Source organism: Plantactinospora sp. WMMB334, from assembly GCF_049179095.1.
Taxonomy (GTDB): domain Bacteria; phylum Actinomycetota; class Actinomycetes; order Mycobacteriales; family Micromonosporaceae; genus Plantactinospora.
In genome coordinates this window covers 4744481-4770339 of the sequence record NZ_JBMHME010000002.1, presented here as the reverse complement: position 1 = coordinate 4770339, position 25859 = coordinate 4744481, and the positions used below count along the sequence as shown (strand labels likewise).

17 protein-coding genes and 5 pseudogenes are annotated in these 25859 nt (G+C 74.4%); 12 read left to right on the top strand and 10 right to left on the bottom strand.

The annotated features are described in order from the left end of the window. Positions 1-78: 78 nt before the first annotated feature. Positions 79-1440, bottom strand: coding sequence for a transcriptional regulator (locus ACN27G_RS20250; RefSeq protein WP_421494343.1), 1362 nt, complete (start codon positions 1438-1440; stop codon positions 79-81). A 1008-nt stretch (positions 1441-2448) separates the two neighbouring features. On the opposite strand from ACN27G_RS20250, the gene ACN27G_RS20245 reads away from it, so the two are divergent. The 4 genes and pseudogenes from ACN27G_RS20245 to ACN27G_RS20230 all read left to right on the top strand — a co-directional run bounded on the left by ACN27G_RS20245 (position 2449) and on the right by ACN27G_RS20230 (position 6211). Further along, positions 2449-2865, top strand: coding sequence for a hypothetical protein (locus tag ACN27G_RS20245; RefSeq protein ID WP_421494342.1), 417 nt, complete (start codon positions 2449-2451; stop codon positions 2863-2865). 82 nt (positions 2866-2947) lie between these two features. After that, positions 2948-3865: a methylenetetrahydrofolate reductase [NAD(P)H] gene (gene metF, locus ACN27G_RS20240; RefSeq protein WP_421494341.1), complete on the top strand. Its 918-nt coding sequence runs from the start codon at positions 2948-2950 to the stop codon at positions 3863-3865. A 112-nt stretch (positions 3866-3977) separates the two neighbouring features. Further along, positions 3978-4658 (top strand): annotated as a pseudogene (locus ACN27G_RS20235) (CDP-alcohol phosphatidyltransferase family protein); the annotation flags it as partial. Between the two features lie 467 nt (positions 4659-5125). Continuing rightward, positions 5126-6211, top strand: coding sequence for a DUF418 domain-containing protein (locus ACN27G_RS20230; protein WP_421494340.1), 1086 nt, complete (start codon positions 5126-5128; stop codon positions 6209-6211). A 19-nt stretch (positions 6212-6230) separates the two neighbouring features. Here ACN27G_RS20230 and ACN27G_RS20225 read toward each other — a convergent pair whose 3' ends face one another. The 8 genes and pseudogenes from ACN27G_RS20225 to ACN27G_RS20190 all read right to left on the bottom strand — a co-directional run bounded on the left by ACN27G_RS20225 (position 6231) and on the right by ACN27G_RS20190 (position 13203). Continuing rightward, positions 6231-7805, bottom strand: coding sequence for a phytoene desaturase family protein (locus ACN27G_RS20225; protein WP_421494339.1), 1575 nt, complete (start codon positions 7803-7805; stop codon positions 6231-6233). Positions 7806-7915: 110 nt separating this feature from the next. Then, on the bottom strand, positions 7916-9055 hold the full coding sequence (locus tag ACN27G_RS20220; RefSeq protein ID WP_421494338.1) for a glycosyltransferase family 2 protein: 1140 nt from the start codon (positions 9053-9055) through the stop codon (positions 7916-7918). Then, complete coding sequence (locus ACN27G_RS20215; RefSeq protein ID WP_421494337.1) at positions 9052-10023, bottom strand: carotenoid biosynthesis protein; 972 nt, start codon at positions 10021-10023, stop codon at positions 9052-9054. The genes ACN27G_RS20220 and ACN27G_RS20215 overlap by 4 nt, the downstream gene beginning before the upstream one ends. Further along, the gene (locus ACN27G_RS20210) at positions 10020-10571 is read right to left on the bottom strand and encodes a GNAT family N-acetyltransferase (RefSeq protein ID WP_421494336.1); all 552 of its coding nucleotides are present in this window, start codon (positions 10569-10571) and stop codon (positions 10020-10022) included. Before ACN27G_RS20210 ends, ACN27G_RS20215 begins: the two co-directional genes overlap by 4 nt. A gap of 16 nt (positions 10572-10587) precedes the next feature. Continuing rightward, a pseudogene (locus ACN27G_RS20205) lies at positions 10588-11004 on the bottom strand (hypothetical protein); the annotation flags it as partial. A 231-nt stretch (positions 11005-11235) separates the two neighbouring features. Next, positions 11236-11511: pseudogene (locus ACN27G_RS20200) on the bottom strand (monooxygenase); the annotation flags it as partial. A 167-nt stretch (positions 11512-11678) separates the two neighbouring features. After that, the gene (locus tag ACN27G_RS20195) at positions 11679-12167 is read right to left on the bottom strand and encodes a YbaK/EbsC family protein (protein ID WP_421494335.1); all 489 of its coding nucleotides are present in this window, start codon (positions 12165-12167) and stop codon (positions 11679-11681) included. Positions 12168-12219: 52 nt separating this feature from the next. Beyond that, a complete protein-coding gene (locus ACN27G_RS20190; protein WP_421494334.1) occupies positions 12220-13203 on the bottom strand; it encodes an EamA family transporter in 984 nt (327 codons plus the stop codon). Between the two features lie 399 nt (positions 13204-13602). Here ACN27G_RS20190 and ACN27G_RS20185 point away from each other — a divergent pair, with 399 nt between their 5' ends. From ACN27G_RS20185 to ACN27G_RS20175, 3 genes are all read left to right on the top strand, one after another. Continuing rightward, the gene (locus ACN27G_RS20185) at positions 13603-15264 is read left to right on the top strand and encodes an RICIN domain-containing protein (protein WP_421494333.1); all 1662 of its coding nucleotides are present in this window, start codon (positions 13603-13605) and stop codon (positions 15262-15264) included. A 533-nt stretch (positions 15265-15797) separates the two neighbouring features. Next, positions 15798-16250, top strand: a complete 453-nt coding sequence (locus tag ACN27G_RS20180) for an SAV_6107 family HEPN domain-containing protein (protein ID WP_421494332.1) — start codon at positions 15798-15800, stop codon at positions 16248-16250. Between the two features lie 188 nt (positions 16251-16438). Then, the gene (locus ACN27G_RS20175) at positions 16439-17191 is read left to right on the top strand and encodes a hypothetical protein (protein WP_421494331.1); all 753 of its coding nucleotides are present in this window, start codon (positions 16439-16441) and stop codon (positions 17189-17191) included. 90 nt (positions 17192-17281) lie between these two features. On the opposite strand, the gene ACN27G_RS20170 is transcribed toward ACN27G_RS20175, so the two are convergent. Further along, a complete protein-coding gene (locus ACN27G_RS20170) occupies positions 17282-18112 on the bottom strand; it encodes a hypothetical protein (protein WP_421494330.1) in 831 nt (276 codons plus the stop codon). A gap of 230 nt (positions 18113-18342) precedes the next feature. Here ACN27G_RS20170 and ACN27G_RS20165 point away from each other — a divergent pair. The 5 genes and pseudogenes from ACN27G_RS20165 (at position 18343) to ACN27G_RS20145 (ending at position 25824) form a co-directional block, all read left to right on the top strand. Beyond that, positions 18343-20124, top strand: a pseudogene (locus ACN27G_RS20165) (DNA polymerase Y family protein). Positions 20125-20192: 68 nt separating this feature from the next. Further along, positions 20193-23570, top strand: coding sequence for an error-prone DNA polymerase (locus ACN27G_RS20160; protein ID WP_421494329.1), 3378 nt, complete (start codon positions 20193-20195; stop codon positions 23568-23570). A 110-nt stretch (positions 23571-23680) separates the two neighbouring features. Further along, complete coding sequence (locus ACN27G_RS20155; protein WP_421494328.1) at positions 23681-24442, top strand: methyltransferase domain-containing protein; 762 nt, start codon at positions 23681-23683, stop codon at positions 24440-24442. Positions 24443-24585: 143 nt separating this feature from the next. After that, positions 24586-24849 (top strand): annotated as a pseudogene (locus ACN27G_RS20150) (alkaline phosphatase family protein); the annotation flags it as partial. After that, entirely contained in the window at positions 24823-25824 is a 1002-nt protein-coding gene (locus ACN27G_RS20145; protein WP_421497398.1) for an alkaline phosphatase family protein, read from the top strand. The pseudogene ACN27G_RS20150 and the gene ACN27G_RS20145, both read left to right, overlap by 27 nt. The last annotated feature ends 35 nt before the right edge of the window (positions 25825-25859 follow it).

Below are 25859 nucleotides of genomic sequence, written 5' to 3'. Positions count from 1 at the left end.
GGTCGGGCGTCGTTCGGCAGGCGGGTCGGGCGTCATCCGGCAGGCGGGTCGGGCGTCGTTCGGCAGACGGGTCGGGCGTCATCCGGCAGGGCCGATCGAGGGCGCCGGTGGCAGGTAGTGGTGCGCGGCGGCGGCCAGCGTCGCGTACCGCCGGACCGCCGGCTCGGCCCGGTACGCCGCGAGCCGCCGCCCGGTACCGGCAAGTTCCGCCGCCGCCCGAGCCGATCCGGACCGTACGGCGTCGAGCAGCGCGGTGTCCGCCACCTCGGCGGCCCGCTCCAGCTCGCCGAGTTCGAGGTGGGCGCGGGCCAGCCAGGCGCCGTAGACCGCCGCCGTCCTGGGCTGGCCCGACCGGGTCAGGGCGGCGCGCAGCAGCGCTTCGGCGCGCAGCGGGCGGTGCAGCGCGGCGAGGCAGCGACCGGTCATCGCGGCGAGTTCGCGTCCGTCGAGCCAGTAGAGCCAGCCTGGCCCCCGGTCCGGCTCGTGCCGCCCGGCCGCCCGTTCGGCGGCGTCCAGCGCCGCCTGCCCGGTCCGGTGCCGGCCGCAGAGCGCCGCGGCGAGCGCGATCCGGTGCAGCAGCACCGCCCGCACCCCGGCCGGTGCGGCGCGCCGGGCGCCGAGATATCCGGTACGGGCGAGCAGCAGCCCACCCCGAGGGTCGCCGAAGGTGCTGAGCAGGTGACTCGCCGAGCCGAGAAGGTATCCGCCGAGGCTCCGGTCGCCGGCCCGGGCTGCGGCGGTCAGGGCCAGCCGGTAGGCGCGGAGTGTGGCGCCGAGGTCGCCCGCGTCGGCGTGCAGCCAACCGGTGAGCTGCGCCGCCTCGGCCAGCAGCACCAGCCCACGCCGGTCGCGCATGGCTGCCCGGGTGAGCCGCTCGATTGTGGCCAAAGCGAGCCGGCCGGCGGGAGACGACAGCAGGTCGCGTCCGGCGACCACGTCGTCGAGCCGACGCAGTCGGGCGACACCGGTCGCGTCGAGCGGCACCTCGGGCACGGGGGCGTCGCCCGTCTCCGGCCCGCCCCGGACCGTCCACCCCGGGCCGACCGGCCCGTCGGGGTCGGCGAGCCAGGCGTGTGCCGAGGCCAACAATTCCCGCCGGGCCCGTGCCGTCCCGTCACCTCCCTCGCCCCCGCCTCCGCCGCCGGCCGTCACGGACCGGCTCGCGGCGGCGGCGACCTGCAGATCGGCGGCCGGCACATCGAGTACGGCCGCCAGCCAGCCGAGCCAGAACTGGCCGGGTATCCGCTGCTGGCGTTCCCAGCGGGACACCTCGTGCCGGCTGACCGTCGGCACGCCGGAGGCGGCGCAGAGCTGTTCGGCGACCCGGAGTTGGCTCCAGCCCCGAGCCAGCCGCAGCTCGGTCAGGAGCGCGCCGAGTGCGCCCGGTGCGGTGCACCGACCGGGGACGACGTCGTATGGTCCGTGCTCGACTCGGGGCATGGCAGTCCTTCGGCGCGTGATGATGACGAACCTGCTGCTGACCCCCGCGCACGACCCCCCGGGAGCCGGCGAACCGCCCCCGCTGCGCAGGTCAATTCCTACCGTCCGGGTACGACGTTCTGCTTCCGTCGCCGTGCCTCCGGTGCGCGCGCCTTCCTCTACGGCGGGGGTTCTCCGGCGGCGGGCTGCGGGCTGAGCTGGCACAGATCTTGCAGCGCAACCATCAACCGCGCCGCCATGTAGACGGCCAGCCCAGCCCCACCGGTGGCGCCCGGAATTCGGCTCTCGGCAGCAGCCGTGCCCGAAGGGTCGCCCGGCATGCCCAACCGTCCCACTGCACATTACGACTCGGCGCGGGGGAGGCATCCACGTGTCGTGAAGGGCGGTCCGTCGGAAGGTCTGCCAGTGACCGAGGAAGTGATGGCGATGGCTGAGGTTGCCGACTTCCTTGGCGTTCGCATGGCCCGAGAAGCGCCGTAAGGATCTCGAAGGCGAACACGCGTAACGGCAGAGTACGCCGAGCAGGACGACGTGCCCGAGTAGATCGTGACGACTTCTTGTCGTTCCAGGTGCAACAAGTCGTCAAGGTCCAAGAGCGGCACCGGTCTGGCTGGCGGGTGGAACGGCCTCGGACTCGGGGTGCGGGTTCAGGGGCGGATCGGGATCATCCCGGGTCACGCCGCCACGGCCTCGGCCCAGCGTCGGGGGACATGTCCAGTTCGTACCGTTCAACCCCTGCCGTAGCCCGGACATCACCTGGGCCCTCTGGGCGGTACTGGCGGTGAATGCGACGCAGACGCCGGGGCTGGTGATGATCGACGCCGGCACCGGAGCCCGACCGCCCCGGGCCCCCGGGGCCAGACGGCTGGCCCCTCCCCGCTGGCTCCTCCCCGCCGGCCCGATCCGCCGTTCGATCAACGGCAACGGCCACGACCGACCGGTACGCCTGCCAGGCGTCGGCCGGCACCGGGCCGGTTCGATTCGATCGACGCGTCGAGGAGTGCCGCCATGCCCAGCGAGTTGCCGTTCGACCCGGAGAACCCACCCGACGAGCCGCCGCCGGAGGTGGTGCATCCGATGGCCTGGCGGCTGGCGCTACGCCTCCACCGCGACCACAGTCCACTGCCCGCCGACCCCGCCGACCCTGCCGACCCCGCCGACCCTGCCGACCCCGCCGACCCTGCCGACCCCGCCGACCCCGCCGGCCCTGCCGACCCACCCGCCGACCCGGCAGACCTTCCCGCCAGCCCATCGACCGGGCACGACGCCAACCCACCCACCGGACCGGTCGCCTCCACCGGGCCCTTCGGGCCGTACATCTGCCGCGCCTGCGCCGATCCGTGGCCCTGCTCCGGACGGCAGATCGCCGTACGCGGCCTGCTCGCCGCCTGCCGGGGCCCCGACGGTCGTGACGGTGACCGGTGAATGGGACGGAAGAGCGGATTCCACGCCCCGAACGGGACGGAATGGCCCGAAACCCGGCCGGCTCGACCGGTAGAGTCGCCCTGTGGCGCTCGGTCTTCCCTCCGTCCTTCCCGACTCGCGACCGTCGATCGGGGACCTCGTCCGTGGTCCCGAGCCGACCTTCTCCTTCGAGTTCTTCCCACCCAAGACCGAGAAGGGCGAGGTGCTGCTCTGGCAGGCCATCCGGGAGCTGGAGTCGCTGCGCCCCTCGTTCGTCTCGATCACCTACGGGGCCGGCGGCACGACCCGGGACACCACCGTCGCGGTGACCGAGCGGGTCGCGACCGAGACGACCCTGCTGCCGATGGCGCACCTGACGGCGGTCAACCACTCGGTCGCCGAGCTGCGCAACGTGATCGGCCGGCTGGCCAGTGCCGGGGTGCGCAACGTGCTCGCGGTGCGCGGCGACCCGCCCGGCAATCCGATGGGCGAGTGGGTGCGGCATCCGGCCGGGGTGCTCTACGCGGAGGACCTGGTCCGGCTGGTCCGCGAGGCGGGCGACTTCAGTGTCGGGGTGGCCGCGTTCCCCTACAAGCATCCCCGTTCGCCGGACATCACCACAGACACGAGGTATTTCATCCAGAAGTGCCGGGCCGGGGCGGATTTCGCGATCACCCAGATGTTCTTCGACGCGGACGACTACCTCCGACTGCGCGACCGGGTCGTGGCGGCCGGCTGCGACACCCCGATCCTGCCCGGCGTCATGCCGGTCACCCAGCTCAGCACGATCGAGCGTTCCCAGCAGCTCTCCGGGGCGCCGTTTCCGCCCGCGCTGGCCGCACAGTTCGACCGGATCGCCGACGATCCGGAGGCGGTCCGGCGACTCGGCGTCCAGCAGGCGAGCGAAATGTGTCGCCGACTGCTCGACGAGGGCGTGCCGGGGATCCACTTCATCACGCTCAACCGGTCGACGGCGACCCGCGAGGTCTGGCAGAGCCTCCAGGCCGGCGTCGGGGCCTGAGCCGGTGCGACCCGAGCCGGTCCAGGGCCCGTGCGGCGGCGTCCAGCACCGCTGCCGGGTGCGGCACCGCTGCCCGGCGCGACCCGGGTCGCCGTACGGCGGTTGAGCCAGCGTGGGCAACCGGTTGACGTGGGACGAATACGCCAACAAGTGGGCGCGGCTGCACGGCGGCTTCGACCCCCGGATGGCGACCACGTCGGTGCGCCGATGGCTGCGGATGTCGTACCTGCTGGGATATTTTCTCGCCCGGCTGCACGTCTCGCCGACCGCGGTGACGGTGCTGGGGGTGCTGCTCTGCATCGGCGTACCGATCGCGGTCGCCTGGGCGCCGCCCGGACCGGTCGGGCCGCTGGTGGCGGCCGGGCTCGTGCTGCTCGCGGCCGTGGCGGACAGCATCGACGGCGCCGTCGCCGTGGTCACCGGCCGGACCACCCGGCTCGGCTACGTCTACGACTCGTTGGCCGACCGGATCGGCGAGGTCACCTGGCTGGTCGCCTTCTGGCTGCTGGGTGCGCCGGGCGAGCTGGTGGCGGCGGCCGGGGCACTCTCCTGGCTGCACGAGTATACCCGGGCCCGCTCCGTGTCGGCGGGGATGAAGGAGATCGGCACCGTCACCGTGGGGGAGCGGCCGAGCCGGGTCAGTGTCGCCGTGGTCGGGCTGCTGGTGGCCGCGCTGGCCCACCTGGTCATGCCGGAGCTGGCGGCCGGCACGATCACGCTGGCCACCGCGATCTGGGTGCTGCTCGGTTTCTTCGGCATGGTCCAGTTGCTCTCCGCGGTACGCCGGTCACTGGACACCGGCAGGGAGATGGCCGGCAGGGAGCCGACCGGCCGCGGGACGAGCGGCGGTGCCCCGATCGGCAGGCCGTCGGCCCCGGATCGACCGGTCGGCGCGGAGCCCTCCGGCCGGCAGCCGATCGGGGAGGAGCCGGCGGGGGAGGGGCCGACCGGCGACGATCTTCCCGGTAAGGAGTTGGCCCGCCGCGAGCCGACCGGAGTGGAACTGAGCCGCCGCGAACCGCCCGAGTGACGAGCGGAGCACCGACTTTGGTCGATCCGATACCGACCGAAGCACGATGAGGCCCGGCACCGGCGCCTGGTGTGCTGGTGGGCATGACAGCACCGCGCGAGCGAGGTGCCACGGGGCAGCCCGCGACCGGCCCGACGACGGCGAGTCGGGCCCGACCACCTCAGCCGGATCCGCCCCGACCGGGCCCGGTGTCGACCCGCGCCCTGGGGCCCGACCTGGCCCGTGGGTTCATGCTGTTGTTCATCGCCCTGGCCAACTCCCACTACTTCCTGCGTGGCACGTCGGTGCTCGGCGGCTACCCGCAGGACGGTTCTGCCGTCGACCGGGTCGTGACCTGGCTGATCGCGACCGTCGTCGACGGCCGGGCGTTCCCGATGTTCGGGCTCCTCTTCGGGTACGGGGTCGCCCGGATCGCCCGCCGGCAGGAGGCACTCGGGCCCCGGGCCGTACGTCGGCTGCTGTGGCGACGCAGCCTGGTGCTGGTGGTCGTGGGCTTCCTGCACGCGGTGCTGCTCTACGTCGGTGACATCCTGGCGGCGTACGGCGTACTGCTCTTCGCCGGCGCCTGGTCGGTGCGCTGGAAGGACCGCTGGCTGCTGGTGACGGCCCTCGTCTTCTTCCTGCTCCACACCCTGCCGGGCGGTGGCTCCCTGACGATCAGCAGCGAACCGCCGCACATCTCGATGCTTCCGCCGGATCCGCTTTCCGCCGTCGTCCACCGCGTCCCCGTCTCCCTCTACGTCGCGCTGCTCGGACCGCTCGGCTTCGTCTGCCCCTTCCTGCTTGGCCTCTGGGCGGGGCGTCGGCGCATCCTGGAGCGGCCGCAACGACACCGTGGACTGCTGCGCGTCACGGCGGCGGTCGGGATCGGCGCCGCGCTGCTCGGCGCCCAGCCGATCTCGCTGGTACTCGCCGGTGCGTTGCCCGTACCGGACCGGGCGGCGCTCGAACTGCTGGGTCCGCTGCACGACGCGACGGGGATCCTCGGCGGCCTCGGGTACGCCGCCCTGCTCTCGCTGCTCGCCGCCCGGCTCGAGGTGCGGCATCCGCGACCGGTGGTCGACGCGGTCGCCGCCGCCGGCCAGCGGTCGATGACCTGCTATCTGGCCCAGTCCGTCGTCTGGGCCGTCACCTTCACCCCGTTCCTGCTCGACCTCTCCGGCACCCTCACCGTTGCCGGTACGGCGTTGCTGGCCGTCACGACCTGGCTGGGCAGCGTGGTGTTGGCCGACCGGATGCGGCGGACCGGGCATCGCGGGCCGTTCGAGGTGCTGATCCGCCGGATCACCTACCGGCAGCCGCCGCGCCCCGGCTAGCCAGGGGCGGCCGGCCGGGTCAGGCCGGGCCGATCTCGTCCGCGACGATCTGCGCGGAGAGCGTCACCATCGGCAGGCCACCGCCGGGATGGGTGGAGCCACCGACCAGGAACAGGCCACGGGCCGGCCCCCGGTTTGCCGGTCGCAGCAGCCCGCCGACACTGCCGTGGATCGCCCCGCCCGGCGCGCCCGCCGTCCCGGCCAGGTCGGCCGGGGTACGCAGCTCGCGGAAGACCAGCCGGTCCCGCACGTCGACGCCGCGTTCGGCCAGTACCGCCAGCACCCGGTCGGCATAGGCGTCCGCCAGGCCCGGCCGGCGCCAGTCGATCCCGCCCAGCGACCGTGCCTGCCGGGGCGCGTTGACCAGCACGAACCACGCCTCGTGCCCGGCCGGCCGCACCAGGGGATCGTCGGGCACGCTGACGAAGACCGTCGGGTCGGCCACCGGCCGGGCCGGTACGCCCCGGCCCGGGTCGCCGAAGACCGCGTCGAACTCGGCGTCGTAGTCGGCCGGAAAGAAGACGTTGTGATGCGCCAGGCCGGTCTCGCCGCGTACCCCGAGCAGCAGCACGAAGCCGGCCAGGCTGCGCTCGGTCAGCCCGGCCAGCCGGTCGGGGGCCGGCAGCAGCTCCCGGTAGAGGGTGAGCGCGTCGGTGTTCGCCACCACGATCTCCGCCGGGACCGGGGCGACGGCGCCGGCCAGGCGTACCCCGTGGACCCGGCCGCCGGCCGCCTCGATGCCGGTGACGGTGCTGCCGGTCGCCACCACCACACCCAGGTCGAGACAGCGGGAGAGCAGTGCGTCGGCGAGGGTGCCGAGCCCGCCGCGCGGATACCACCCGCCGAAGGTCAGCTCGGCGTACGGGATCGCGGCGAGCGCGGCCGGTGCCCGGCGCGGATCGGTGCCGGTGTAGGTGGCGTACCGGTCCAGCATCATCCGGAGCCGGGGGTCGCGCAGGTAACGCCGGCCGAGGCCGCGCAGCGTACCGCCGGGGGCGATCGCGGCCAGGTCACCGAGGCGCCAGGAGAGCCCCGCCAGGTCCCGGGCCGAGTCGACGGGCCGGCGTAGCACGTCCCGCCAGGAGGCCGTCCAGATCCGCTCGGCGCGGCGCCAGAGCCGGCGCCAGTCGTCGGCGGCCCCGGCACCGAACCCCTCGGCGATCCGCTCGGCGAAGACCGCCGGATCGGCACACGAGTCCAGCACCGTCCCCGCACCGGCGGCGGCCCCCGGCTCGGCGGCGCTCCCGGGCTCGGCGGCGCTCCCGGGCCGGGTGGCGGGCCCCGGCGTCGTCGACCCGGCGGCGGGCGGGAAGACGTGCCGGACGATCGGGTCGAGCGGCGCCAGGTCGAGGTACTCGTCCAGCTTGGCGCCGGTCGCCTCGAAGAGGTCGACGAAGACCTGCGGCAGGGTGAAGAGGCTCGGGCCGGTGTCGAAGCGGAACGTCCCGACCGGTGTCTCCCGGGTGTACCGGCCGAGTTTGCCACCGACCACATCGGACCGCTCGTAGACGGTGACCTCGTGGCCGAGTGCCGCTAATCGGGCCGCAGCGGCCAAACCGCCCACGCCCGCGCCGATGACGACCACCCGACTCACGTGTCAGCCCCCTCGTTCCGGTCAACCGCCGTCGCCGTACCGGTGGCCGGAGCTGCGCGGGTGCACACCCGCCGCCGGCTACGTGCGTGCCGTCGCGGCCCCCACCGCGCTCAGCGCACCGGTCGGCCCCGCCAGCGCAGCCGCCCCCGCCTCCGCAGATGGTACGACCGGAACGTGAGCCAACCGAGGACCACGACCGACAACGGATGTGCCAAAGCGTCGGGCCAGCCGCGGCCGCCGGTCGACGCGGCGCTGACCAGGCGACCGGCCACCCCGAGCAGGTAACCGAGCAGGCCGGCCAGGGCCACCGTCGGCGCGCCGGCCAGCACCCCGGCGACGGCGAGCAGCGGCGGCAGGACATAGAGCACGAGCAGCAGGGACACCACGACGGCGGCCCCGGCCGGCGGGCCGAACGCCGCCCAGAGCGACTTGGCGTAGCCGTCCCGCAGCTCGGCCCAGGAACCGTACATCCGGCAGTCGGCCAGCCCGGAGCCGTCGGCGAGCGCGATCCGGCCGCCGGAGCGCTTCACCGCCCGGGCCAGCTCGATGTCCTCGAGGATCCGGTCCCGGACCGCCGCATGCCCGCCGGCCCGCCGGTAACCGGCCCGATCCAGCACCAGGAACTGGCCGCCGGCCGCGGCCAGGCTCGGCCGGCGCGAACGCTCCATCGCCGGCAGCGGCAGGAAGGTCAGCCAGAGCCACTGCAACAGCGGCTGGACCAGCCGCTGCGCCGGCGAGCCGGCGACGATCCGGGGGTACGGCGAGAGCAGCACCGCCGAGGCCGACCGGAGCGTGTGCACGGCGGCGGCGACGGCGGACGGGGCGAGCGTCACGTCGGCGTCCACGAAGACCAGTACGGTCGCGTCCGGCCCGGCCCGGTCGGCGAGCTGCTGGCAGGCGTGCGGCTTGCCGAGCCAGCCCGGTGGCAGCGGCGCGCCGTCGAGCAGGCGTACCCGGGGATCCCCGGCCGCGACCGCCCGGACCACCTCGGCGGTGCCGTCGGTCGAACCGTCGTCGAGCACCACGATCTCCAACTCGGGTACGCCCCGCTGGGCGAGCAGCGCCCGCAGGCACGACACGACCCGGGTCGCCTCGTCGCGTACCGGCAGCAGCACCGCGACCGGTTCGCCGGCACGGACGGGTCCGGAGGGAGGGCGGCGTAGCCAGCGGCCGGCGTTGCACCAGGTGTGTCCGGTGAGCACGCCGACGGCAACCGCCACCCCCCAGGCGGCGACCGGGCCGCCGCTCATCCCGCCGGCCGGTCGGGGTGTAAGGAAGGGCCCCTTCTTATCGTTTTCTGTTGTAGAAGGGCCCCCTCCTTGCAGGCGAGGGGGAGGGCGACGGCGGCCATGGCCAGGGCGCCCCAACCGGCTGAGGCGGGCAGGCCGAGGAAGACCGCGTGCGCGACGATGCTGCCGAGGTAGGTCCAGAGGTAGAGGGCGTACATGGGCGCGTCGTCCCGGGGACCGGCCGGCGCGGCGGCGGCCCGGCCGGCGACCGGCCCGAGCAGCGCCATCAGCAGTACGGCGAAGAGCAGCCAGCCGAGGTAGTTGCCGACCGGTACGCCCGGCACCCCGGGCAGGGCCGGGTGCGGGTCCTGCCAGCTCCAGTAGCCCTCGGCGACCATCTGCGGGTCGAGGAAGAGGTCCCAGCCGGCCAGCCCGACGGCGGCCAGGGCGACCCGACCCGTTCCCGACCGGGTCAGCCGGACCGCCGCCAGCCAGGCGGGCCAGGCCATCCAGGTCCAGGCCAGTGGGATCACCAGCGGCACCCCGGCGAGTTTCGGGCCCAGCTCGCCGGAGTAGGCGTACCCACCGAACGGCACACCGGTGGCCACCCCGAGCACCTCGACCGCCAGTCCACCGCCGGTGGTGACCAGCACCAGCCCGGTGGCGACCCGGAGACCCCGGCTGAGCAGGGCATGACCGACCGACAGCAGATAGCCGAGGCAGACCGTGGCGACGGTCAGCCGGGCCCGATCGGCGCCCCCGGTGAGCGGATAGCCGATCTGGGCCAGCACCAGTACGCCGAGCAGCAGCCAGCTCAGCCGTCCGGCGGGGCCGTGTCCGGCGGGGCCGTGTCCGGCGGGGCCGTGTCCGGCGGGGCCGTGTCCGGCGGGGCCGTGTCCGGCGGGGCCGTGTCCGGCGGGGCCGTGTCCGGCGGGGCCGCGGTCGGCGCTCCGGTCGGCGGTCCGGTCGGCGGTCCGGTCGGCGGTCATCGCTCCGGTAGGGTGAGCGGCAGGTCCCGGCCGAGGACCGCGAAGGCCCGCTCGTCACCGGGGAAGCGGAAGTCGCGTAGTACGTCGACGAAACCGAAGCGCCGGTAGAGCCGCCAGGCCCGGGATGTCTGCTCGTCGGCCTCCGGGGTGGAGAGCAGCGTGGTGCTTCCCTCGGCCATGCCGAGCAGGGCGCGGAGCTGCCGGGCGCCGAGTTGGTGCCCCTGGGCGGCGGGCCGGACGTGCAGCTCGACCACCTCGAAGCAGTCCGTGAACCAGGTCTTGCGGGCGTCGCCGGGCAGGGCGTTGTAGACCTGGTCGTGCCACCACTGGCCGGGGGCGGAGAGGTAGCCGTAGCCGAAGCCGACCAGGTGACCGTTGGTGGTGAGGGTGGCGACCGCGCGGAACCCGGATCGGCGTACGTGGGTCGCGATGTAGCCGCGCCGTGCCTCCAGCAGCTCGGACCGGTAACCCATCGCCTCGCCGTAGACCGCCACCACGTCGTCGAGCCGCCGGGCGAGATCGTCCGGTTTCCACGGCACCAGCCTCATGGTCGTCCGCTCCTCACTACCTGCCGGTGCCGGGCTCCCGGTCGTCGCCGGACGCGACCCAGCCGAGCACGGTCGGGTCACCGGCGAGATCGCGTACCTCGAACCGCGCGAACAGTTCCTCGGCGTACCAGCGTGCGCTGGACGTGCGGTCGATCGCCGCGCGGTGCTCGGGGGAACGGTACGCGAACCGGCGCAGGTACGTCGCGTTCCGCCACACGCTGACCGTGCCCTGCCAGCCGAGCGGCGCCTCCCCGACGCCGAACCGGGCCAGCAGGCCGGGTGCCTCGTGCAGCGCGGCGACCACCGGCGGGACGGCCCGCCAGAAGATGCCGGCCCGCGACGGTCGCAGCCGGGCCCGGGTGAGCGCCAGCACGGGCGCATCCCGTGCGGTTGTCGTCCCGGCACCCGCTGCCGGCCCGCCCGGGGCGGTGCCCGTGCCCGCCGGCCCGCCCGGGGCGGTGCCCGTGCCCGCCGGCCCGCCCGGGGCGGTGCCCGTGCCCGCCGGCCCGCCCGGGGCGGTGCCCGTGCCCGCCGGGCCGCCCGGGGCGGTGCCCGTGCCCGCCGGGCCGCCCGGGGCGGTGCCCGTGCCCGCCGGGCCGCCCGGGGCGGTGCCCGCCGGGCGGCCAGTGCCCGTGCCCGCCGGGCGGCCCTCCGTGGGGGAGCGGGGCACGCCGAAGGGCTCGACTCCGGACCATTGGCCCCGGCTGGCCAGGGGGCGCAGGTCGAGCCGGGCACCGGCCACCGCGACGCGGCGCCAGGCCCGCCCGACCGGGCTCTCGTCGAAGGCGGCGGCCCGCTCCGGGTCGGCCCAGACGACCAGCGCGGCCCAACGGGTCAGGTCGGCGTCGGTCGGCCCGAAGCCGTCGCCCGTCCCGGTGCCGAGCAGCTTGCCGAAGCGTACGCCGGGAAGCGCCCGCAGCCGGCGCCGGTCGACGGCCATCCGGGTCAGTGCCCGGGCCAGGCCGCGCGGCGGCACCCGCCAGACGTGCAGGGTGACCAGCCGTGCCGGCGGCGCGTCGCCGGACGGTTCGGGCCTGAGCCGTGCCGGCGGCGGGTCGCCGGACGGTTCGGGCCCGCCCCGTCCGGCCGCAACACGGTCCGGCCCGCTCACGCCACCTCGGCGATGCTGCCGGCGGTGATCCGCAGCAGCTCGGCGGAGGTGGTCGGAAAGACGGCCCGGGGCACGCCACCGGCCGCCCAGATCTCCGGGTGGTCGGCGAGCGCGGTGTCGATCAGGGTACGGATCGGCTTCGGATGCCCGAGCGGGGCGACTCCGCCGATCGGCTGGCCGGTGTGCTCCCGGACGAACTCCGGGGTGGCCCGCGTGAGGGCGGTCAGCCCGAGGCCCGCGGCGACCCGGGCGGTGTCCACCCGGTGCGCGCCCGAGGTGAGCACCAGCAGCGGCTCGCCGCCCGCGTCGAAGATCAGGGAGTTGGCGATCTGGCCGACCTCGACTCCGAGGGCCGCCGCGGCAGCGGCGGCGGTGTGCACGGCCTCGGGCAGGATCCGGACCCGGCTGGGTGCACCGGAACCGTCGCGCCCGCCCGCGTTCTCCAACGCGTCCTGCACCGCCCGCACGTTCGGATGTGGCTGCATGACCTCTATCTTGCCTTCCGGCGGTCTCGCAGCTGCCCCGGGCACCGGGAGGTCAGCGGGGCGTCGCGAGCACGTCGGGAGCGAGCGCGGGCGGTGGATCCGCCGGCGGCCCGGTGGAGGGTTCGGCGATCCGGGCCGTCTCGGCGAGCGCTACCCCGACCAGCACCAGCAGGCCGCCGCCGAGTTGGGCGGCGTTGAGCACCTCGCCGGCACCGAGGGCGAGCCAGGCGACCGTGGCGGCGAGCACCGGTTCGGTCATGCCGAGGATCCCGACGCTGGTCGCCGGTAGGTGCCGCAACGCGGCCGCCACCAGCAGGAAGGGCAGGATCGAGCCGAGCAGGACGACGTACCCGCAGAGCAGCGCGACCGGGACGCCGCCGCTGGTCCCGCCCAGCGGCGCCCAGCCCCCGGTGCCGTCGGTGACGGCCCGGGTGAGCAGGCCGGCCACGGCCGCGGCGCCGAACGCCCAGGTGGTCAGGGAGAGCGTGTCGTGCTCCCGGACGCCCCGGGCGCCGAGCACGTAGTAGCCGGCCAGCATGACGGCGGCGGCGAGGCCGGCGAGCACCCCGAGGCCGTCCAGGGTGAGTTCTCCCCAGACCTCGGCCACGCAGGCCAGGCCGACGAGGCTGAGGGCCAGCCCGCCCCAGAGCCGGGGGCGTACCCGTTGGCGCTGGCCGAAGCGGGCCCAGAGCGCGACGAGCAGCGGGGCCGTGTATTCGAAGAGCAGCGCGATGCCGACCGGCAGCCGGGAGATGGCCACGAAGTAGAGCATCGGGGTCAGGAAGAACCCGGCCAGTCCGTAGGCGATCAGCAGCGGCAGTTGGGCTGCGGTGACCCGGAGCCGCCGGGCACCCGGTCGGAGCAGCAGGCTCAGGGCGAGCAGGCCGGCGAACGCCCCGGCGGCCCGGATCAGGGTCAGCTGCGCGGCGTCGACGCCGGCCCGGAGAACCAGCTTGGAGACGGTGCCGTTGACGGCGAAGAGCACCGCCGAGGAGAGCACCAGGAGTACGCCGAGAGCCGGCCTGCGAGTGGTCACCGGGAGAGGGTAGCCGGCCGGCGGTCAGGAGCCGAACACCTTTTGGTCATTACGCACCCAACCTGTCGTGCGGAGACGGACCAGGCCGACATCCATCGACGGCGTTGACTTGATTGAAACGATTCGATACGTTACCGACAACAGGAAAGCCCTTTCCGACCCACCCCGTCCCACCGTCCCCGCCATGCCAGGTGCCATCGAAGATCTTGACGAGTTGTTGTCGTCAGAGCAGCAACAGGTAATCAAGATCTGGCAGCCACCCAGCCAGGACGAGCCGACCGATCGAGCGACGCTCGGTGGGTGTCCTGGTGAGCCGCGTGCGGGCCGCCGCCCGGCGCCCGGTTCCCGGCCACCGGTCGCGGGGCTTTCCCGGCCACCGTTCCCAGCTCAGGAGGACCCATGACGCTCACCACCACCGACCGGACGCCACCCGACCGCCGGTCACGACGACGCCGCTGGCGAGCCGGCCTGGCGTTGGCGCTCACCACGGCGCTGGCCGGCGCCGGCACCGCGGTCGGCGCGCCGCCCGCGGCGGCGGCCACCATCGACACCGGCGCCTACTACGTGTTCGTCTCCCGACACAGCGGCAAGGCGCTCGACCTCTACGACTTCGCCACCAACGACGGCGCGCCGATCGTGCAGTGGGCCCGCAACGACGGCAACCAGCAGCAGTGGCAGTTCGTCGGCGCGGGCAACGGCTACTACAAGATCAGGTCCCGGCACAGCGGCAAGTTCCTGGAGATGCCGAACACCTCCGACGGCACCCAGTTGATCCAGAACGCCGACAACGGCACCACCCGCCAGCACTTCGGGGTCGCCGACTCCGAGGGTGGGCACGTGCGCCTGATCAGCCGGCACAGCGGCAAGGCGCTGGACGTCTGGGAGTGGTCCACCGCCGACGGCGGGATCATCGCCCAGTATCAGGACCTGGACGGCTACAACCAGCAGTGGCAGATGATCCGGGTCGGCTCCGGCGGCGGCGGCGGCGACGGCGGCAGCGGCAACGGCTGCGGCAGCGGCTCGTTCAACGCCGAGGCGGTGCTGAACGGCAGCACCTGGACCGCCCGCAACGGTGGCAGCACCGTCTACACCGGCAGTGACATGCGTTCCGCGGTGCAGGCCGCGGTGAACAGCCTGTCGTCGGGGCGTACCTCGAAGCAGCGGGTGGTCGTCCGGGGTTCGGGTTCGGTGAGCGCCAACTCCCGGATCTCACTGCCGAGCTACACGGTCCTGGACGTCTGCGGCACGATCAACGTGACCGGTTCCGGCTCCGGCGACCAGGCCCCGGTCTACGCCCGGGGCGCCACCGACATCGAGGTGCAGCACCTCAACCTGACCGGGTCGCCGCTCTACGGCATCTTCATGCGCAACGTCAACAACCTGACGCTGGGCCAGATCGACATGCGGCTCTCCGGCGGCCTCGGGGTGCGGATCGACAACCACGGCGGCGACCGGGCGGTCAAGGTCCGCAACATCCGGATCGACACCGTGTACGTCCAGGGCAGCGGCACCCACGGCGTGGAGACGTACGGGGTGGACGGGCTGACCGTCGGCACCGTCACCGCCCGCAGCGTCGGCGGGTCCGGACTGCTGCTCAACGACACCATCAACGCCACCGTCGGCACGGTCGACGCCGACAACGCCGGCGCCGGCACCGGGTACGCGGGATTCCGGATGGCCAACCGCAACGGTCGGGTGGGCAGTAGCTACCCGACGAACATCCGGGTCGGCAACGTGATCGCCCGGGGCGGCGGGCGCGGCATCTTCTGCGTCTCGGAGAGCGGCGGCGCGGTGATCGACCGGGTGACCATCTCGAACACCGGCAACAACTCGATCCTGATCGAGAACTGCTACAACGTCACCATCGCCGGGCAGTCCGGGACGGTGACCGGGGGTGGCGAGGTCCGGATCGCGGCGCGCAGCGAGTTTCCGATCTCCTCGAACATCACCCTGCAGAACCTGACGGTGACCAACACCAACATCACCCAGAGTCCCTGCGGCGGCGCCAACAACGTCATCCGGAACGTCACCCGGAACAACTCCACGCTGAACTGGTGTTGACCCGTACCCGACGGACGCACCGGGTGGTCGCGGACGCTTGCGTTTTTGTCGGTGCCGGGGTGTACTCTCTCCAGTAGTTAGAACGAGTGTTCGATTGGGTGGGTGTCGATTCGAGCCGCACCACCGGGCCGAGTCGCACCGCCGGTCGGACGCTCGGGCTGATGCCGGGGGTGGCGTTCGCGGCGTAACCCCCGAATGCGGTTTCGCGGACCGCACGGGATCCGGATCCGCGAGTCCGGACCCACCAGGCAGGTCGTCGTCCGCCGCCCACGACCCCCGGGCGGCGGACGACGAACCCGCCAGGTTCGGCCGGTCGGGTGTGGTGTGGGGAAGCGTCCACATCCGGCCGGCCACACACCGCTGCGTCTTCCTCCGCAGCGGACCAGCCAGACCAGGTGCGTCACCCTCGGCCGCCGTGCTGGCGCTGACCGGCGGCGCTGACCGGCGCCGCTGTGTTGGCGCTGACCAGCGCGGTCATGCCGGCCGGCGCCGGGTGACGCGGTGAATCGGGTGACGCGGAGGAGACAAGTCCCATGCCGACCAGCCAGGCCCAGGCGCCGACGGTGCCGACGCACGTGCTGCCGCACCGCACCCCGGCCCAACTGCTGACGATCGCCCGGATGGGCTTGGCGGAAGCCGCCGAGACCCGTCCCGACGGCCTGCGGTACGCCACCGCGCACCTGGCCGCGCTGCGCGCGGCAGCGGCGATGCTCGCCGCCAGGGCCCGTCCCGCACCCACCCGCCGAAACCGGGTCACCAGCGTCTGGGCGCTGCTGGTGGTCGTCGCCCCGGAGCTGGGCGAGTGGGCCAACTATTTCGCCACCGGCGCCACCAAGCGGGCCGCCGCCGAGGCGGGCATTCCCCGGGTGGTGAGCGCCCGGGAGGCCGACGACCTGCTCCGCGCCGCCGAGCAGTTCGTCGCGGTGATCGAGGTGGCGCTCGGGGTGGCGCACCAACCGGTGCTCGACGGCACGGCCGCCGCCTGAGACAACCGCCGACCACGGACACGGGAAACCAACCGGCCGACCCGGGAAACGCTGCCAACGGGAACACGGCGGGCTACGGGAACACGGCGGGCTACGGGAACACGGCGGGCTACGGGAACACGGCGGGCTACGGGAACACGGCGGGCTACGGGAACACGGCGGGCTACGGGAACACGGGGGCAGTCACGATGGCGGGGCGGATGGTGCGTGGTTCCACCGCCCTGGCCGGGCTGGTGCGACCGGCGAGCGACCCGGCGACGACCGATCCGCACCGGACCCTGCCGGTGCTGTCGGAACTGGCCGGGCTGTTGCCCCAGCGGGGGTTACGGCGTGGCAGCACGGTGGCGGTCGGCCGCCCCGGTTCCAGCGGTGGCACCTCGCTGATGTTGGCGCTGCTCGTCGAGGCATCCCGGGGCGGCGCCTGGTGTGCCGTGGTGGGGATGCCCACGCTCGGCGCGGTTGCCGCCGCCGAACTCGGCATCGCGTTGGACCGGCTCGCCCTCGTCCCCCATCCCGGCCCGGAGTGGGCGAGCGTGGTCGCCGCCCTGATCGACGGGGTTGACGTCGTGGTCGCGGCGGTACCCGGCGCGGTCTCCGCCTCGGTCGCCGACCGGCTCGCCGCCCGGGCCCGGCAGCGCGGCAGCGTCTTCGTGCCGTACGGCCGCTGGACCGGAGCCGACCTCACCCTCCAGGTGCTGCACGGCCGGTGGGAGGGGCTGGAGCAGGGGCGCGGCAGGTTACGGCGGCGGGAGGTGACCATTTCGGCCCGGGGGCGTGGCGCGGCCGTACGCCCCAAGGAGATCCGGGTGTGGCTGCCGGGTGACCGCCGGATGCCAGCGCCACCGGGGCGACCGGAAGCAGTGGTGCCGGCGGCGCCGGTGCCGGCTCCGGTCAGGCCCACCGCGCGGCGGAGCTCACTCACCGTCGTCCGGACGTGGTGACGTTCCGCGCCCGGCCTCCGCCGTGTCCCGTCCGCTCCTCGACAAGCTCTGGAGCGGGGCGGAACACGGCGGGAAGCCCGGGTGACCGGCTCAGCCGGTGAGGCCCTGGAGATCCTTCAGCATCTCGGCGAAGTCGGCGGTCTCCGACGCGGCCGGAGTCTCGATGTTCACCGGCTTGCCGTAGTCGGTGTAGTCGATCGTCATGTCGCTCATCGTGCCCATCACCATGTGCGCCCGGCGCGGCAGGTACTGCTCGTCGACCCAGAGGTCGATCTTGACCTCCTTGACGCCGTTCTTGGTCAGCTCCTGCTCGACCGTCTTGCGCGCGTCGGACTCGAGCTGCCCGAGATAGGTCGCCACCGGGGCGGTGACGGTGTAGTGGACCGTGGGCACCCCGTTCAGGGTCTCCTCACCGACGACGGTGGTCCCCTCGGTCGCCAGCAGCGTCTTGACCTGCTTGGTCGGGTCGACGTCCTCGAGCTGCTTGGCGTAGTCCATCCCCGCCTGGGCGCCGGCGGCGCTCAGGTCCATCTTGAACCAGCGCTTCCCGTCCAGGTCCGCGCGGTCCGCCTCGGGCACCTCGACATAGATGACGGCGCCGATCATCCGGATGGTCGTTGGAGCGCCGTCGGGGCCCTCCATCGTCATCTCCGCCTTGACCGGGTCGCGCAGGTCCAGGGAGCCCTGCATCTTGATTTTTTCGCCGGCCGCCGTGCCCTCCATGGTCATGGTCACGGAATCGGTCGTGCCGGTCTTGTCGACCACCTTCTGCAGCGAACCCTTGAGGTCGCTGGCGAGCTGCTCCAGTACGCTCGGCTGCTTCGACTCGCCCGGCGCGTCCGTGCCCGAACCGCAGGCGGTCAACGCCAGGGCCGTGAGCGCGGAGATCGTCAGGACCGCGGCGTTCTTCCAACGTGACAAGTGACAGCCTTCCCCGAGTTGTTGGGATCTCCCCATAGAACGGGCGACACGCTATCCCACCCGGGCAACCCGTGGTGGCCCGCCGTGGGCGGCGGAGGGCTGGTGCCGTGGACCGGTCCGGGATGGCGGGTCGGGACAACATGACTCGAACACACGTTCTAAGATCGGCTCAACTGCAGGTCAAGGAGGTGTGGATCGACGTGTCGCCGCAGCGCGCCGCCGCACGCGCCATGCTGGTCTGGTGCCCCGACTGGCCGGTGGTCGCGGCCGACATCGTCGACGGGGTCTCCGCCGCCGCCCCGGTCGCGGTGCTGCACGCCAACCGGGTGGTCGCCTGTTCCACGGCCGCCCGCGCCGACGGGGTGCGCCCGGGGCTGCGCAGGCGGGAGGCGCAGAGCCGCTGCCCGCACCTGACCACCGTGGAGCACGACCCCGGTCGGGACGCCCGCGCCTTCGAGCCGGTGGTCGCCGCTGTCGAGGAGGTCGTCGCCGGGGTCGAGGTGATCCGTCCGGGGATGTGCGGGGTCGCCGCCCGGGGGCCGGCCCGCTACTTCGGCGGCGAGGAGCGGGCCGCCGAACGGATCGTCGAACACGTCGCCCAGACCTGCGAGGTGGAGATCCAGCTCGGCGTCGCCGACGGGATCTTCGCCGCCGGACTGGCCGCCCGGACCGGGCGGATCGTGCCGCCCGGCGGCACCCCGGAGTTCCTCGCCGGCCTGCCGATCGCGGCGCTGGGCCGGCCGCACCTGGTCGACCTGCTGCGCCGGCTCGGCCTGCGGACCCTGGGCGACTTCGCGGCGCTGCCCGCCGGGGACGTACTGGCCCGGTTCGGTTTCGACGGGGCGCTGGCGCACCGGCTGGCGAGTGGCCGGGACCACCGGCTGCTCGCGGTCCGGCGCCCGCCGCCCGACCTGGCGGTGACCGAGACGTACGACGAGCCACTGGACCGGGTCGACGCCGCCGCGTTCGCCGCCCGGGCGCTCGCCGAGCGGCTGCACGACAGGCTCGCCGGGCACGCCCTGGCCTGCACCCGGCTCGGCATCGAGGCGGTCACCGCGCACGGCCAGGAACTGCACCGGGTCTGGCGGCACGACGGCCTGCTGACCGCGGCGGCGATCGCCGACCGGGTGCGCTGGCAGCTCGACGGCTGGCTCTCCGGGACCAGCCGGCGGCCCGGGGCCGGCCGGCCCGGTCCGGCCCGGCCGACCGCCGGGATCATCCGGCTGCGGCTGGTACCCGAGGGGATACTGACCCACCTCGGCCTGCAACCGGGGCTCTGGGGCGAGACCGGAGAGGAACGCGAGCGGGCACGCCGGGCCCTGAGCCGGGTGCAGGGACTGCTCGGCCCCGACGCGGTGGTCACCGCCGTGCTCGGTGGCGGACGTTCCCCGGTCGAGCAGGTCCGGTTCGTGCCGTGGGGCGACGAACGGGTTCCGCTCCGGCCGCCGGCACCGCCCTGGCCGGGCCGACTGCCGGCACCGGCCCCCGCCGTCGTACTGCCCGAGCCGATGCCGGCGGCCGTCCTCGACGCCGCCGGTGAACCGGTCCGGGTCACCGCCCGCCTGGAGGTGAGTGCACCGCCGGCCCGGTTGGAGATCGGCGCGCCGGCCGGCGCCGGTCCGGCCGGCGCCGCCGCCCGGACGGGCGGGGCCAGAGCTGGGACGGGTGAGGTCACCGCTCGGGTTGCTGAGGCCGCTGTCCGGGCCGGTGAGGCCGCCGCTCGGGCCGGCGCGGTCACCGGCGGGGCCACCGGCGGGGCCACCGGCGGGGCCGGCGGGGCCACCGGCGGGGCCGGCGGGGCCACCGGCGGGGCCGGCGGGGCCACCGGCGGGGCCGCGGTCTGGGCCGGTGAGATCGTCGCCTGGGCCGGGCCCTGGCCGGTCGACGAACGCTGGTGGGCTCCGGCCGAGGCCAGCCGGCGGGCCCGGTTCCAGGTGGAGCTGGCCGACGGCGCCGCGATGCTGCTCTCCCTCGCCGGTGGGCACTGGTGGGTGGAGGCGATCTATGACTAGGGCCGGGCCGTGGCCGGGGTCGGCTGTGACCGGGGCCGGGCTGTGACCGGGGCCGGGGCGGCGACCCGATGAGTTTCCACAACCCCGACATGCCCTGGTCGGAGCTGGAACGAACGCTCTCCGGACGCCCGCCCCGCCGGGGCGGGCACCTGCACGTGGTGGACCCGCTCGCGGTCGACGCCGACGGCGGGGACTCCCCGGCCTGGGCCCGAAAGCGCCCCGGCTACACCCCGCCGGAGCTGCCCGCCCCGGCCGAGGGTGCGGTGCCGTACGCCGAACTGCACGCACACACCAACTTCAGCTTCCTCGACGGGGCCAGCCACCCGGAGGAGCTGGCCGAGGAGGCGACCCGGCTGGGGCTGACCGCGCTGGCGGTGACCGACCACGACGGGTTCTACGGGGTGGTGCGGTTCGCCGAGGCGGCCCGGGCGCTGCGGCTGCCCACCATTTTCGGGGCCGAGGTCTCGCTCGGGCTGCCCGGCCCGCAGAACGGCGAACCGGACCCGCTCGGCCGGCACCTGCTGGTGCTCGCGCACGGCCCCGAGGGGTACGCCCGGCTGGCCCGCACCATCGCCCGGGCGCAACTGCGCGGCGGTGAGAAGGGCCGTCCGGTCTACGGCGAGCTGGAAGAGGTCGCCGGGGAGCTGAGGGACCACGTTCTCGTGCTGACCGGCTGCCGGAAGGGGGCGGTGCCGGCTGCGCTGCTCACCGAGGGGGTCGAGGCGGCGGCCCGGGAGCTGGACCGGTTGACCGCGCTGTTCGGGGCGGAGACGGTGGCGGTGGAGCTGACCGACCACGGCGACCCGTACGACGGCGACCGCAACGACGCCCTCGCCGAGCTGGCCGCCGGTGCCGGGCTGCCCACCGTGGCCACCAACAACGTGCACTACGCCACCCCGTCCCGGCGCCGGCTGGCCACCACGGTGGCGGCGGTACGCGCCCGGCGCAGCCTGGACGAGATCGACGGCTGGCTCCCCGCCGCCGGCACCGCCCACCTGCGCAGCGGGGCTGAGATGGCGGCCCGGTTCGCCGCCTATCCCGGCGCGGTGGCCCGGGCCGCCGAGTTCGGCGCCGAGCTCGCCTTCGATCTCGACCTGGTGGCGCCGAGGCTGCCGGACTACCCGGTGCCGCCCGGGCACACCGAGATGAGCTGGCTGCGCGAGCTGACCATGACCGGCGCGCTGCACCGCTACGGCCCCCGGGACGCGCACCCGGAGGCGTACCGGCAGCTCGACCACGAGCTGGGGATGATCGAGGCGCTCGGCTTTCCCGGCTATTTCCTGGTGGTCTACGACATCGTGAAATTCTGCCGGGACAACGACATCTACTGCCAGGGCCGGGGCTCGGCGGCGAACTCGGCGGTCTGCTACGCGCTCTGGATCACCAACGTGGACGCGGTCCGGCACCAGCTCCTCTTCGAGCGCTTCCTCGCCCCGGAGCGGGACGGTCCGCCCGACATCGACGTCGACATCGAGTCCGACCGCCGGGAGGAGGTGATCCAGCACGTCTACACCAGGTACGGCCGGGAACACACCGCCCAGGTCGCCAACGTCATCTCGTACCGGCCGAGGTCGGCGGTGCGGGACGTGGCCAGGGCGTTCGGCTTCTCTCCCGGGCAGCAGGACGCCTGGAGCAGGCAGATCGACCGGTGGGGGAGCGTGGCGGCGGTCGACGTGGACGGCATCCCCGAGCAGGTCGTCGCGTACGCCAACGAGTTGGCTGGCGGCTCGGGGAGGGGGGCGGGCTTTCCACGGCACCTCGGCATCCACTCCGGCGGGATGGTGATCTGCGACCGGCCGGTGATCGAGGTGTGCCCGGTCGAGTGGGGGCGGATGCCGGGCCGCACCGTGCTGCAGTGGGACAAGGACGACTGCGCCAGCGTCGGGCTGGTCAAGTTCGACCTGCTCGGCCTCGGCATGCTCTCCGCGTTGCACTACGCGTACGACATGATCGAGTCGACCCTCGACCTGGGTGCGATGTCCCTGGACGACCCCGAGGTCTACGACATGCTGTGCCGGGCCGACTCGGTCGGGGTGTTCCAGGTGGAGAGCCGGGCGCAGATGGCCACCCTGCCGCGGCTGAAACCGGAGTGCTTCTACGACCTGGTGGTCGAGGTGGCGCTGATCCGGCCCGGCCCGATCCAGGGCGGCTCGGTGCACCCGTACATCCGGCGCAAGAACGGGTTGGACCCGGTCACCTTCCCGCACCCGCTGATGCGCAACGCGCTGGAGAAGACCCTCGGGGTGCCGCTCTTCCAGGAGCAGCTGATGCAGCTCGCGATCGACCTGGCCGGTTTCGACGCCGGTGGCGCCGACGAGCTGCGCCGGGCGATGGGCGCGAAGCGCTCCGCCGAGCGGATGGCGCAGATCCGCGACCGGCTCTACGCCGGGATGGCCGAGCGGGGCATCACCGGCGAGGTCGCCGACGACGTCTATCTCAAGCTCTCCGCCTTCGCCAGCTACGGCTTCCCGGAGAGCCACGCGATGAGCTTCGCCTACCTGGTCTACGCCAGCTCCTGGCTCAAGCGCTATCACCCGGGCCCGTTCCTGGCCGCGCTGCTGAACACCCAGCCGATGGGCTTCTACTCGCCGCAGACCCTTGTCGACGACGCCCGCCGGCACGGCGTCGAGGTACGCCGCCCGGACATCAACGCCAGCGGTGCCAAGGCCATCCTGGAGTCGACCCCCCAGACCCGGTGGGGGAGCGCACCGGGTGAACCGCCGCACCGGTGGGGGCTGGGCGGCCCGGCGGTCCGGCTCGGGCTCTCCGGGGTGCGTACCCTCGGCGACGACCTGGCCGAGAAGATCGAACGGGAGCGGGGCGCGCACGGGGCGTACCGGGACATGGCGGACCTGGCCCGCCGGGTCGGGCTGACCGCCGCGCAACTGGAGGCGCTGGCCACCGCGGACGCCTTCGCCTGCTTCGGGCTGACCCGGCGGGAGGCGCTCTGGACGGCCGGTGCGGCGGCGCAGGAGAAGCCGGGCCGGCTGCCCGGCACCATCGCCGGGGCGGCGGCGCCGACCCTGCCCGGGATGGACGCCGTCGACCGGCTGGTCGCGGACGTCTGGGCCACCGGCCTCTCCCCGGAGAGCCATCCGGTCCGGTTCGTCCGGGCCCAGCTCGACGCGTCCGGTGCGGTGCCGATCGCCCGGCTGACCCGGATCGAGCCCGGCACCCGGATCCGGGTCGGTGGCATCGTCACCCACCGGCAGCGTCCGGCCACCGCCGCCGGGGTCACCTTCGTCAACCTGGAGGACGAGACCGGCATGCTCAACGTCACCTGCTCACCCGGGCTCTGGCAGCGCTACCGCACGGTGGCCCGGACCAGCAACGCACTGCTCGTGCGGGGCCGGCTGGAGCGGCACGACGGGGTGACCAACCTGGTCGCCGACCGGCTCGACGCGATCACCCCACCCGTCACCCCCACCTCCCGCGACTTCCGCTGAGGGGTGTAAGGAAGGGCCCCCGCTTATCGCTTTCTGTTGTAGAAGGGCCCCCTCCTAACACCGTTGGCGCCGGCGTGCCCGGCTGCCCCGGGGTGCCTTAGGCTCGTCGGGTGGAGCGAAGGGTGGAGTCAACTCGCAGCCGTCCCGCCAACCCGGCGACCGGCCCGCGTACCGCCGTGGTCTGGGCCGTGCTGCGCCGTGAGCTCGACCGGCAGCGGGAGCGGGCGCTCACCGTGCTCGATGTCGGCGGTGGGACCGGCGGGTTCGCGGTGCCGCTGGCCGAGGCGGGCCACCGGGTGACGGTGGTCGACGCCAGCCCCGACGCGCTCGCCGCGCTGACCCGGCGGGCCGCCGAGGCCGGGGTCGCCGACCGGGTACGCGCGGTGCAGGGCGACGGCGACGCCCTCGCCGGCCTCGTCGAGCCGGCCGGTGCCGACCTGGTGCTCTGCCACGCCGTGCTGGAGGTCGTCGACGATCCGGCCGGGGTGGTCGGGGCGATCCGCACCGCGCTGCGGCCGGGCGGTGCGGCCAGCGTACTGGTGGCGAACCGGGCCGCCGCGGTGCTGAGCCGGGTCACGAACGGCCACCTCGACGTCGCCGCCGCGCTGCTGCGTGACCCGGACGGGCACGCCGGGCCCCGGGACACCCTGCGGCGGCGTTACGACGCCGACAGCGCCGCCGCGCTGCTGACGGCCGCCGGGCTGGCGGTCGAGCGGACCCATGGCGTACGCGTCTTCGCCGACCTGATCCCGCCGGTGGCCGCCGAGGCGGATCCGGCGGCCCTGCTCGACCTGGAGCTGGCCGCGGCGGCCCAGCCGCCGTACCGGGACATCGCCGCCCAGTTGCACCTCTTCGCCCGCCGCCCGGCATGACGAGCCCGGCCGACCCGCTCGCCCTGGTCCGGCCGGACTACGTCGGCGGCAGTCTCGCCGACGTGCTGCCGAGCGCGCTCTCCGTGCTCGGCGTACCGGCGAACGACCCGGCGGCGGGCGACCCGCTGCGGCTGGCCGACCGGCTGCCGGGCGTACGCCGGATCGCGGTGCTGCTGGTCGACGGGCTCGGCTGGTACCAGCTGCCGGTCGCCGCCCCGCACGCGCCGGTGCTGACCGACCTGGCCGCCCGGTTCGGCCGCCCGCTCACCTGCGGTTTCCCCTCCACCACCCCGACCAGTCTGGTCAGCCTCGGCACCGGGGCCGCGCCCGGCGCGCACGGCGTGCTCGGTTTCCGGGTGAACGTGCCCGGCACCGACCGGGTGCTCACGCACATCGACTGGCCCGGGTCGCCGGTCGACGGCCCGGACTTCCCCGGCGGCGGTCCGGGTTCGCCGGTCGGCGGCGACCGCCCGAGCGGCTCCTGGCCACCCACCGGTGCCGGCGGGCCGTCTGCCAGCGCCGGTGGGGGGTCTGCCAGCGCTGGTGGGCCGTCTGCCAGCGCTGGTGGGGGGTCTGCCAGCGCCGGTGGGGCGCCCGCCGGTGTCGGGGAGAGTCCCGATCCGCGCCGGTGGCAGCCGCTGCCGACCCAGTTGCAGCGGGCCGAGGCGGCCGGGGTGGCGGTGACCGTGGTGAGCCGGCCGGCGCTGGCGGAGACCGGGCTGAGCGTGGCGGCGTACCGGAATCGGGTGTACCGGGGCGCGGAGGACGTCGACGCGCTGGCCACCGGGATGCTCGGCGCGCTCACCGCCGGGGACGGGCCGACCCTGGTCTACGGCTACCACCCGGACGTGGACCGGCACGGCCACCTCAGCGGCATCGACTCGACCGACTGGCGCACCGCCGTCGCCGAGGTCGACGGACTGCTCGCCCGGCTGGTCGACGGGTTGCCGCCGGACGCGGCGCTGCTGGTCACCGCCGACCACGGCCAGCTCGACATCCCGGCGCAGGGGCGGTACGACCTGGACACCGACCCCCGGCTGCGGGCCGGGATCCGGGTGGTGGCCGGCGAGGCCCGGGTCCGCTACCTGCACACCCTGCCCGGGGCGACCGCCGACGTGGTGGCCGCCTGGTCGGAGGTGCTCGGCGAGCAGGCCTGGGTGGCGACCCGGGAGGAGGCGGTCTCGGCCGGCTGGTTCGGGCCGGTGCCCGAGGCTCATCTGCCGCGCATCGGTGACGTGGTGGTGGCCTGCCTGGGACCGACGGTGGTGCTCGCCTCGAAGACGCACAATCCGATTGAGACGACGCTTGTCGCGTACCACGGCTCGTGCACGGCGACCGAGATGACGATCCCGCTGCTGGTCGTACCCTCGCCCCGGAGCTAGCTCTCGTCGGTCCGTTGTCGCGTCATGGCCGGGAA